The following is an 11057-nucleotide window of genomic DNA, read 5'->3' on the forward strand; positions in this document are numbered from 1 at the left end:
CGTTCATGGGCATTCTCTGCCTTGCCGCTACACTCGATTGGATCAAGCGATGACACGCCCTAGTCCGCAAGCCGTTGTGCGCAAGCCTGTGTATCGTCCGCCAACATGTATTATTAAGTTTAGAATTATTCAATTGAGTGGTCATTCGCATTGAAATAATTAAAAACTAAAGTATTTGACTCGTTCGGGAGAGCTCTGCTAGGCGAAAACTATTCTCATGCTTTGAAAGTTTCTGCCGTGAAGTTCTCCCTTGCCTTGCTGGCGTCCTCGGCCCTTATGCTGACTTCAAGTGATGTCTTCGCCCAACCGCTAGAGGAACGTGCCGTTCAGCTCGAGGAAGTCACGGTCGAAGGGAGCAGAAGCGGGCAGGAAGGGGACCTCACCGCGAACGGCTATGTCGCTACATCGACCCGCAGCGCCACAAAGACGGACACGCTGATCCTCGAAACACCGCAGTCGATATCGACGGTTACGCATGAGCAGCTCGAGGACCGTAAACCTCAGACTTTGCTCGATGCAGTATCCTACACGCCCGGCGTCAGGACCGGAGGCTATGGCTTCGATCCCCGCTACGATGCGTTTTCCATCCGCGGCATCGATGTCACCTATACGGGTGTTTTCCGCGATGGTCTGCGTCAGGTGAACAGTCCAAATGGCTTGTTTCGCCTCGAGCCCTACGGACTAGAGGGAATAACGATCCTGAGGGGGCCAGCAGCTTCGATCTATGGCGCAAGCAGCACCGGGGGGATTGTTGATCTCATTTCGAAGCGTCCCACGTTTTTTCCATTTCGCGAGATCGAAATCCAAACCGGCTCTTATGGACGCTTGCAGGGCAACTTCGATCTCTCGGGTCCCATCAGTGCCGATAATACGGTCTTTTATCGACTGACTGGCCTCCTGCGGGAGGCCGGAACCGAGATCGACGCCGTCAAAGACGACCGGATCTTCATCGCACCGGCCGTCACATGGAGGCCAAACGATGCCACGACGTTGACCGTCCTTGGCGAATTCATGGATTCGACGACGGGTGGCACGGCGGCCTATCTCAACGACTATGCGACCGACGCTGCCGGAAATCCCACCAGTCTTTCGATCGGTGCGACCCGCACATTTGCTGGTGACAGGCGTTACAACGACTTTCGGCAGCAACAGGGCCGGATCGGCTACGAGTTCGAGCACCGCATCAATGATATGTTCACCCTGCGTCAGCGCACCCGGTTCTCCGCGCTCGGCACCAACCAGGAATATTACTTCGGTGGCTCAGGTCTCACGCGAGAGAACAACTGGGGCATCGTGTCCGACACGCACCTCGAGACCCGCCTGAAAGCTGGCGCTGTCGATCACACGGTCTTGTCGGGCTTGGACGTCAGCCGTCTGAGCTATGTCTCGAAGCAGGGGTTCGGTGTCGTCCCCGTTGGGGCAGATCCTTTGCTCAATTATCGCGAGGAGCAAACGCAGACACTCACGGGGATATACATCCAGGATCAACTCAAATGGCGAAACTGGCGGCTGACTCTCGGCGGACGTCATGATTGGCTGTCGAGTGAATTCGACACCGCAGGACTCCAATTCGACCAGGACGATAGCAAGTTCACGGGGCGCGCCGCCCTGGGCTATGTGACCGATTTCGGTCTCGCCCCCTATGTGAGTTGGGGAACATCGTTCACGCCCAATCCGGGTACGGTCCTCGGCGGCACGGTTGCGGAACCGACGACGGGAGAACAGATCGAGCTTGGCGTGAAGTACGACCTGCCGGGGATCAATGCATCGCTTCGGGCGGCCGTGTTTGATATCCGGCAGGAGAATGCCGTAGTGTATCAGGTCATCGACGCCACCAACCAGCAGGTTCAACTCGACTTGCGTTCCCAGGGCTTTGAACTCGAGGGCGTCGCTTCTCTCACAGATGGGTTGAATGTCCAGGCATCCTACTCGTACATCGATGCTCGCATTGAGAAGCTAACCCCCGAAACCGTAGGCAATCGGCTGACGAGCGTTCCCTATCACACGGCCGCGCTATGGCTCGACTATACGGTCCAGGGCGGGTCGGCGAGGGGCCTCGGCATTGCCGGTGGGGTTCGCTATGTCGGCTCAAGTGCCGGAGACAACCTCAACCGCCCCATCATCGAGAATCCGCCTCGCGCCTATCTCGACGCCGCGATCCGTTACGATCTGGAAAATCTCGACCCGAGCCTCAAGGGCCTGCGCTTCCAAGTGAATGCGACGAATCTACTTGATGAGGACGGTCAGGTCTGTACATCCAATTACTGTTACTGGGATGAGGGCCGCAAAGTGATCGCTAGCCTGCGCTACCGGTGGTGACGATGGCTGCGACAGGCGTGCCTCCCACCCGGGGCTTCGGCTCCCCGCTTGCCGTCGTCCTTGCGGTCGGAGGGCTCTATGTCGGACAGAGCATCATCGGAGGCGTGACCTTCAGTGCTCTTCCGAGCGTGCTTCGTGACCGCGGGCTGCCTCTCGATCAGATTGGGCTGACCTATCTCGCGGTTCTTCCATGGGTGCTGAAGTTCCTCTGGGCTTCAGCGGTCGAGCGGTATCGTCTGCCGCCCACAGGGCCCAGCCGATCGCGATCGATCGTTCTGATCGGAGGGATGGTCTCCGGAACTTGTTTCCTCCTAGCGGCACTCGTCGGCCCGAGCAGCTTGTTGCCTTTGATGACCTTGTTCGTGGTCATTGCCTTTGCCGCCTCGACGGTGGACATCGCATGCGACGGTCATGCTGTGGAAAGCCTTTCCACGCAATATCATGGCTGGGGCAACGCCGCTCAGGTGGGGGGTGCCTATCTCGGCTCCGCGGTTGGTTCGGGTCTTTTCCTTGTCCTTGTGGCGCGGTTCGATTGGCCCTTGGCCATGATCGTCATGGCGGCGCTTCTCGTGCTGCTCGGTCTACCCTTCATCCTGTCGCCTGCAGCCATTCGAGACGATGTGAGATCCCATCGCCCATCTCTCCGCGATGCACTCAACCGCGCCGGGATGCGCAAAGGTCTAGGGCTCGCCGCCCTTTATGCTGTCTCACAAAAGTGGGGCTTGGCGATGCTTGGACCATTCCTGATCGATTCCGGCCTCGGTCTGGACGCCCTCGGGATCGTCAATGGAGCCGGGGGAATGATCATCGGGTTTGGTTGTGCGGTGCTGGGCGGCGGCTTGGTCCGACTCTGGGGCTCGCGGCCCGTCATGATCATTGCACTCGTCCTCCAAGCCATCACCCTCTCTGGTCTTGCCACAGTCGCATCGACAGGGGGCGGCTCGCATTTTCTTCTGCTCTGCCTCGCGCTCGCAAGTTCGTCCGCTGTCATGGCGCTGGGCTTTGTGGCGCTTTACGCACAGTTCATGACGCTCTCAGATCCCCGTCAGGCAGGGATCGACTTTACGCTGCTGCAATGCATGGATGCGCTCGTCAGCATGATCGGTGGCATTGGAGCAGGCTGGATCGCGCAACATTACGGTTATGGCGCCTGTTTCGGGCTGTCTGCGTTCCTCGTGATGCTTGCGACGCCGCTCGTGAATCTCCTAAGCTCAAGACCCAGGAGATCGCAAGGAGAGGCAACCCGTCACCAGCCCGGCCGCCGCTCCCGCAGCGATCCTGATGGCGAGCACAACGCAATCCGGAAGCATGATGCCGGGAGCGGTGCGACCATACTTCGCGGACGCGGGGACACCTATGCCTCGTGAAAGTGACCTGGGGCATGGATTGCGATTGTGAGATACTAGGACTAAATATGTGGACGCCGTTGACCCGAATTGCTGCTTCGGTGATGAGCGATCATCCCCAGGGAAGACGTTCGCTCCCTGAATAGACAGAGTCGGCTACAGGCTGCGTCGTCCTGCTCTCCAACCTGAAAGCCTCCTGGTAACGGACAATGGCGGTCGTCACGTTTCACAACTCTACGCGTCCAGGACTTCGGTTGAAGGATTTTTTTACGCCGATTACCAGCGAAATCAGCATAGCAACAGCGCCAGGATGGGAGACCGCGCGCTTCCAGGTGAACGTGGATCATATGATGATTGACGTTCTCTATGGAGGACCCGTCGTGTCAGACGCGTGGGGGCAGATAGCCTATATCGAGTTCAAGCTGAATGGCGTCCCCTATCTGACCTATGGAGAATGGGGCGGATCGCCTCTGTTCGCATATCGCGGGCTTTCCAGCTTTCAGGAGCAAAGCTCTGCCAGTGTCGATGCAATCATGACAGGGGCCGACCAGCTCAACGGTTCATCAAACGCCGACTATCTTGAAGGATCGGGCGGCGATGATCGGCTGTATGGCGGCCCGGGCGCAGATACGCTGAACGGGGGATCCGGCAATGACACCTACTTCGTCGACAGCCGAGACGATCGCATTCTCGAGGCTCCCGCAGGCGGCCACGACATCGTGTCGACCACCGTCAGTTTCGCCATGGCCGCGGATGCAGAGATCGAGGAGCTGTGGGCGGCCGAAGGGGTGAATTCCCTCTCTCTCATCGGCAACGACTTCGCGAACCTGATCGTCGGCACTCCCGGTGACGATGAAATCGACGGCAAAGGCGGCGCCGACGTCTTGATCGGGCAGAATGGAAACGATCTGTATATCGTCGATAGTCTCTGGGACGTGGTCCGTGAAGAGACCGGACAGGGATACGACACGATCATCACGCAAGTCTCGTTCACGCTGAGTGACAATGTTGAAGTGCTGAAAGCGGCTGGCGGTTTTTCTCCGGTCGATCTTGTCGGCAATGAACATTCGAATGAGATCTTCGGCAATATCGGCGCCAACATCATCCGAGGCCTCGATGGCGACGATCGGCTTTATGGCGATGGTGGCGACGACATCCTCGATGGAGGCACAGGGCAGGACTTTCTCTACGGTGGCATCGGCAACGACCTGCTTTCAGGTGAGGACGGAACCGACGTGCTCTACGGTGATATGGGCAAAGACACTATCGACGGCGGTGCGGGTCATGACCGTCTCTATGGTGGCACGGAGAGCAATTGGCTCATCGGGCAGAGCGGGGACGATACGCTCTACGGAGGAGTGCACGCCGATACACTGCAGGGTGGAGAAGGGTTTGATCGGCTTTACGGTGACACCGGCAATGATTCTCTCGATGGCGGCTTCGGCAATGACACGCTCGCCGGCGGTTGGGGCCGAGATACCTTCGTATTCAGGAACGCGCTGAATGCCAGGGCCAACTTTGATACGATCACGGACTTCAACGTGAAGGACGATACGATTCGCCTGGAGAACGGCGTCTTCAAAAAATTGCGCAAGACAGGGAAACTACACTCGGACTACCTGATAATCGGGGGCAAGTCGCAGGACGCAAATGATTACTTGGTCTATAACAGGAAAAACGGCTACCTGTCCTATGATGCGGACGGAGCGGGATCCAAGTACAAGCCTGTCCTTTTCTTCAAGCTGAAACCTGGTCTTGCCATCACGGAGAAGGATTTCTTCATTATCTAGTCAAGGCTCCGAATCGAGGGGCCGCTCGTGGTGTTATCAGACGAACCAATTCGTCATTCGCTGGCTTGGCAGACATCCACCCAATCTGCGCCGACAAGCTCAGCCATTCTCAGCGGATTGATACGTACGGCGGTATGGATTGAGCCGGCTGCCGGAACCACTTCTTCGAATGTCTTCAAGGAAATGTCGCAATACACCGGCAGCGGTGTTGCCAACCCGAAAGGGCAGACTCCGCCAACCGGGTGACCCGTGAGAGCCTGAACCTGTTCGGAGTCCAGCATCGACGCCTTGCCGCCAAAAGTCGCCTTGACCTTGCGGTTATCCAATCGAGCCGTGCCGCTCGTGACCACCAGGAAACTTCTCTCTCCCACTCTCAGGGACAGGGTCTTGGCAATTCTCTCAGGTCGGACACCGTGCGCTTCAGCCGCCTGAGCCACGGTGGCGGTGCTGGTCTGCATTTCGATGATTCGGAGGTCCGGTGCGTGATGAGCCAGAAAGGCGCGAACGGACTCGAGGCTCATGGACAGGGTACTCCGTTGAAGGAAGGTGAGGGGTCGAGCATGCCACAATGAGAGATCGGCCAGGTAATGCCAGAGCAATGGACGCTCGACCCAACGCGTAACGATCTCTCTACTGGTTTCCATCCGGGTAGTCGGCTGAACGGCTTGTCTCCGACCAAGCCTCGACCTCCGCAAGCGTTTCCTTCAGCTTCTCCCGAATGCTATCGAGTGCAATCGCACCTAACACCAGGTGCTTGGGCGGATTGCTCGCTTCGACAGCCTTGATGATCGCCTCCGCCGCTCGAACGGGATCACCCGGCTGCTTTCCGCTATAATTTGCCGTCGTTTCCAGGCGGGCCCCAACGGTATCCCGGTAATCCTCGATGGCCGGACGCCGCTGCTGCAGGGAACGCCCCGCCCAATCGGTACGAAAGGGCCCGGGCTCGACGCAGGTCACTCTGATCCCGAGCGGAGCGACCTCCTTGGAAAGGGCGTCCGAAAGGCCTTCCACCGCATGCTTTGTCGCAGCGTAATAGCCGGAGCCGGGATAGCCGATGAATCCGGCCTGGGACGAGATGTTGACGATGTGCCCGTGGCGGCGGGCGCGCATGCCGGGCAGCACGGCACGGGTCATCGCCGCGAGGCCGAAGACATTGGTCTCGAACTGGGCACGGATTTCCTCATCATTGCCTTCTTCGATAGAGGCCTGATACCCATAGCCGGCGTTGTTCACGAGCACGTCAATCGAACCGAACCGAGCCTCAGCCTCGCTCACGGCGGCCGCAATGTCATCATCCCTGGTGACGTCAAGCGATACGGCGAGAGCCTTGGCTTCATAACCGCGGGTCAGGTCCTCGACACGCGCGATGTCCCGCGCGGTCACCACGGCACGCCAGCCCCGCTTCAGCACCAATTGGGCGAGTTCCCGCCCGAACCCGGTGGAGCAGCCGGTGATGAACCAAACAGGGTTCTCGTTGAGTGGCATGGATCATTCCTTCGGGGATCGGATCGAATGGGTGGAATATAGGCGCCCTCACAGGATGGAGAATAGGCAGGACGCAATGGGCCGTCATGGGGCAGCCGGGTCATTCCTACCGATGGACCTCACTTGCCTCCTGCCTGTGGGCGCATCACACCTCTCTCATCGCGACGCAGAGGTGCCGCCTGCTTCGGCAATGGAGCCCCGGGTGCATCCGCCACTGTCACCCCGTAGGACCAGTCGGCTGGAGCGATAGCCACGTAGCGGGCATAACCGCCCGTGCCGCCAAGAGGCTTGGCGAAGCCGATCGAGATCAGCGCTCCCGTCTCGGGAACCTTGTCCAGGTTGGCGACCCCTTCCGCCTGTGTGAAATGGTTGTGCAGAAGCCAGGACTCGCCCTCCAACGTCGGTGTCGTATCCGTGTCGAGAGGCTCGTGTCCATGAAACAGGATCTTGCGCTCCAGGTGCAGAAACTTGAGAGCGTCGAGGCTGACACCTGGATGGGGCTTGCTCGCGAAGCGGACAGGGTCGCTCCAGCCCTTGTACCAATCGGACCGGACCATGACGACGGCACCTTCGGGGATGCGGCCGTTCCGGCTCTCCCAACTGCGAATGTCCTCCACACTCAAGTGATACCCGGGGTCGGCGGCTACCTTTTCGTGGATCGGAATCACCACCAGCGGGCGGAGCGCATAAGTCGGCGGCAGGTCGCTGATCGTTGCGCCGTACTCATCCCAGTGAGCCGGCGGGTCGAGCTGTGTTCCGTACTGATCTGTCGTGAGCATGTAGCTGGTGGCGACGAATCCGTGCTTGGCGTAGGTGTATTCCTCGCCCTTCTGAACATAGTTCGGGATGTCGGCGCCCGCCGTTGTCGCCTTGAATTCTGCATGGCCGAATCCCGGCCAGACGGGCTGGGATGGCGCGAAAGCATGAGTGAGATCGATGTGCTTGGCGCTCTTGATACTTTGTTCGTAGACCGGCCAGAGCCCTGTCTGCCCGGTGGTCTGCTGCGCGAAGGCGATGGATGAGATCAGCGTGCTTGTGACGAAGACGGCGGCCGATGCGTAGTGCGAGATCACGTCAGACTCTCCCTTGGCTATGCCTCGCCATCATTCATCCACGAGCGTCCGAATTCAATGCCTCAGTTCCGCTGGTCATTCGGATCAGAGAACTCAACGAGCGGCTCGTCATAGATCGCTGTAAGAAGCTTGCCGTCGCTCCTGACGATGCCGCGATACATTCCCGAGCAGTTGAAGGGTAGGGACAGATTGCCAGCATGATCGACGGCGATGATGCCACCAGATCCGCTAGCCGGTGCCAGCGTGTCGATTACGACAGCCCGCGAAGCCTCTTCGAGAGACTGAGCCGCATAGCGCATCCGGGAGGCAATCTCGTGAGCCGCCGCATAGCGGATGAAGATCTCTCCATGGCCGGTGGCCGAGATGGCGCAGGTTTCGTTGTCGGCCCATGTTCCGGCTCCAATGACGGGACTGTCGCCGACACGTCCGGGTGACTTCGCCGTCATGCCGCCGGTGGATGTCGCCGCGGCAAGATTTCCATTGCGGTCGCGGGCGACTGCGCCAACCGTCCCATGCTTGCGCGACTCGTCTTGGTCGTCGGCTCCGCTCTTGCGCATCGCCAGAGTTTCCTGCAGGGCGTTCCAACGTTGCTCAGTGTAGAAGTAGGGCGGATCCTCGAACGGAAGGCCCTGCCTCCGACAGAATTCCAGGGCGCTTTCGCCGATGAGAATGACATGGCCGGAATGCTCCATGACGGCGCGTGCGGCGAGGACCGGATTGCGCGGCCCGCAGATACCTGCCACGGCTCCTGCGGAGCGGTCACGTCCATCCATGACGGCAGCGTCCATCTCCTGTTTGCCGGCCGAGGTATAAACCGCGCCGCGCCCAGCATTGAAGAGAGGCTCATCCTCGAGCGCCATGACCGAAGCCGAGACTGCATCAAGCGCACTGCCGCCATCGGCCAGCACAACGCGGCCGGCATTCAACGCCCGGCGCAGGCCTGCGTGATAAGCGGCCTCGCGTTCAGGCGTCATCCTGCTGCGCAAAATGGTGCCTGCACCTCCATGAACTGCCAGGGAAAAGTCGTTCTGCGTGGTCGGATTGCTTGTCATTGGCTCACGTCCCCAGAGAGTGTTGCGAGAGTGTCGAGCAGGCTCGGACGGTGATGGCCCGTGCGGCCCGTCATGGAGTTTGCGGCGACCAGCGCATCAAGGACGGCCTCCTGCGTGGAGTCCGCCACGGCTTGGAAGAGAAGGTCGATGCGCTGCTCGCTCAGAATCCGAACCTCGACAAGATCCGCATTCCCGTCGTGAGCCAGAATATTGCCTGTGGTGAAGCCGATTGCGATGTCGCCGCTGCCATGGCCCCAGAACGAGCCGAGCCGGGCCAACCCTACCCCCGAGCGCCGCAGGACGCGCCTGAGCTGTCGATCGCTGAGCGGGATGTCGGTAGCTGCCACGATGATGATCGAGCCTTTCTCGGTACGATCGGGTTCAGAACTGGGTGTGACAGGCGAGATGATCCTGCCATCGGGCAGGCGCAGGTCACCTGACCGACCGAAGTTTGACAGAACGAGAACACCAAGATGAAAGCTCTGTCCGTCGATCTCGAGACGGCGGGAGGCTGTGCCAATACCGCCTTTGAACCCGAATGTGCTCATCCCGCAGCCGGCGCCGACCGATCCGACCGCGACGTCCGATGAAGCGATGTCCAGAGCGGCTCGCGCATCGTCCTCTGCAACGACGAGAGCCTGGATATCGTTCAGATAGCCGTCGTTGCACTCGAGTACGACCGGGTTGACCGTTGATGTCTCTCTGCCGATATCCGGATTGCTTGAGATCGCGTGGCGCACAAGCGCCGTGCAGCAGGTCCCGACCGAAAGGGTGTTCGTGAGGAGAATAGGTGTTTCAAGGGTACCCAGCTCCTCGATCTGCATCAGACCTGCGCTCTTGCCGAAGCCGTTCAGGACATGCACGGCAGCGACTGGCTTCTCGCGATAGAGGTTGCCGCCATGCGGGATGATGGCCGTCACGCCGGTTCGGATGTCGCCACCATTGAGGGTGCGATGGCCGACCCTGACACCCGGGATATCGGTGATGCTGTTGAACCTGCCTGGTTGCAGGCTGCCACAGGCGAGACCAGCATCCCGGGCGCGACGGGCGCGATCCATCAGGGGCATTCCGCTTTAACAAAGGCGGCAATCTCCGCATGAGTGGCAATCCACACATCGGACCGCTGGGTGATTTCCTCCAGGAGCTTCTCAAGGATCCAGATGCGCGAACGGTATCCGGTCACGTGCGGATGCATGGTTAGAAGGAAGAGGCCGCCCTCTTCATAGGCCCGGTCGAACTCGCGGAAGAAGATGTCGTAGACAGCCGTCGGCGGGGTATGCGGGCGCAGGCCGTTGAAGCGATGCATGTTGAAATATACCGCATCGTCGCGGATCCACTCGACGGGAAGCTCCACGATGCCCGTAGGCTCGCTGTTTTCCAGCAACTCATAAGGGTCGTCGTCGGCCATCAAGGACGAGTCGTAGAGAAGACCGAGCTCCCGTTCGATTTGCAGGGTGCTTGGGCTGAAATCCCAGGAGGGTGTGCGTAAGCCTACAGGTCGGACTCCGGTAATCCGCTCCAGGGTCTCGGCCGACCGGAACATGAGATCACGTTCGATCTCATAGGGCAGTTGGCTGTTCAATTCGTGGATCCAGCCATGAATGCCGATTTCATGACCTTCTGCGACGACCCGCCGTTGCTCATCCTCGTAGAGAAGGGCGGCCACGGCCGGGACGAAGAACGTCGCCTTGGCGTCGAACCGGGCAAGCGCGCTGAGAATTCGCGGAACACCCTGGCGATTGCCGTACTGCCCCTGCGACATGCGGCCCACGGATCTGCCTCCGTCCCGCAACTCGTTCGTTTCGTGATCGGAATCGAAAGACAGGGCGACAGCGCAGCGGGCTCCATTCTTCCATTTCGCCGGTTTCATGGGCCGTCCAGCGCGCACGTGCTCGACCTTACTCCGCCAGGTCTGCTCGTCCCAAGCCCAGGGTTGGCCGCCGATATCATCCATGATTCTTCCTCGATTTCGTTATTTGAAACCTGGTTATT

9 protein-coding genes are annotated in these 11057 nt (G+C 59.6%); 3 read left to right on the forward strand and 6 right to left on the reverse strand.

Annotation, left to right across the window (positions count from 1 at the left end):
- Positions 1-237 precede the first annotated feature (237 nt).
- The 3 genes from KBI52_RS24760 to KBI52_RS24770 all read left to right on the forward strand — a co-directional run bounded on the left by KBI52_RS24760 (position 238) and on the right by KBI52_RS24770 (position 5455).
- Positions 238-2319, forward strand: coding sequence for a TonB-dependent siderophore receptor (locus KBI52_RS24760; RefSeq protein WP_262265555.1), 2082 nt, complete (start codon positions 238-240; stop codon positions 2317-2319).
- A 2-nt stretch (positions 2320-2321) separates the two neighbouring features.
- The gene (locus KBI52_RS24765; protein ID WP_210812062.1) at positions 2322-3686 is read left to right on the forward strand and encodes an MFS transporter; all 1365 of its coding nucleotides are present in this window, start codon (positions 2322-2324) and stop codon (positions 3684-3686) included.
- Positions 3687-3874: 188 nt separating this feature from the next.
- Entirely contained in the window at positions 3875-5455 is a 1581-nt protein-coding gene (locus tag KBI52_RS24770; RefSeq protein WP_210812063.1) for a calcium-binding protein, read from the forward strand.
- Between the two features lie 53 nt (positions 5456-5508).
- Here the strand turns inward: KBI52_RS24770 and KBI52_RS24775 are convergent, their stop codons facing one another.
- The 6 genes from KBI52_RS24775 to KBI52_RS24800 all read right to left on the reverse strand — a co-directional run bounded on the left by KBI52_RS24775 (position 5509) and on the right by KBI52_RS24800 (position 11019).
- Complete coding sequence (locus KBI52_RS24775; RefSeq protein ID WP_173950282.1) at positions 5509-5976, reverse strand: YbaK/EbsC family protein; 468 nt, start codon at positions 5974-5976, stop codon at positions 5509-5511.
- Between the two features lie 109 nt (positions 5977-6085).
- A complete protein-coding gene (locus KBI52_RS24780) occupies positions 6086-6940 on the reverse strand; it encodes an oxidoreductase (RefSeq protein WP_210812064.1) in 855 nt (284 codons plus the stop codon).
- A gap of 119 nt (positions 6941-7059) precedes the next feature.
- On the reverse strand, positions 7060-7968 hold the full coding sequence (locus KBI52_RS24785) for a cyclase family protein (protein ID WP_247654645.1): 909 nt from the start codon (positions 7966-7968) through the stop codon (positions 7060-7062).
- 107 nt (positions 7969-8075) lie between these two features.
- Positions 8076-9065: an isoaspartyl peptidase/L-asparaginase family protein gene (locus KBI52_RS24790; protein ID WP_210812065.1), complete on the reverse strand. Its 990-nt coding sequence runs from the start codon at positions 9063-9065 to the stop codon at positions 8076-8078.
- Positions 9062-10123: a P1 family peptidase gene (locus KBI52_RS24795; RefSeq protein WP_210812066.1), complete on the reverse strand. Its 1062-nt coding sequence runs from the start codon at positions 10121-10123 to the stop codon at positions 9062-9064. The genes KBI52_RS24790 and KBI52_RS24795 overlap by 4 nt, the downstream gene beginning before the upstream one ends.
- Positions 10123-11019, reverse strand: a complete 897-nt coding sequence (locus KBI52_RS24800) for a polysaccharide deacetylase (RefSeq protein ID WP_210812067.1) — start codon at positions 11017-11019, stop codon at positions 10123-10125. The genes KBI52_RS24795 and KBI52_RS24800 overlap by 1 nt, the downstream gene beginning before the upstream one ends.
- Positions 11020-11057: the final 38 nt, after the last annotated feature.

Source organism: Microvirga sp. HBU67558 (assembly GCF_018069605.1).
GTDB lineage: Bacteria > Pseudomonadota > Alphaproteobacteria > Rhizobiales > Beijerinckiaceae > Microvirga > Microvirga terrae.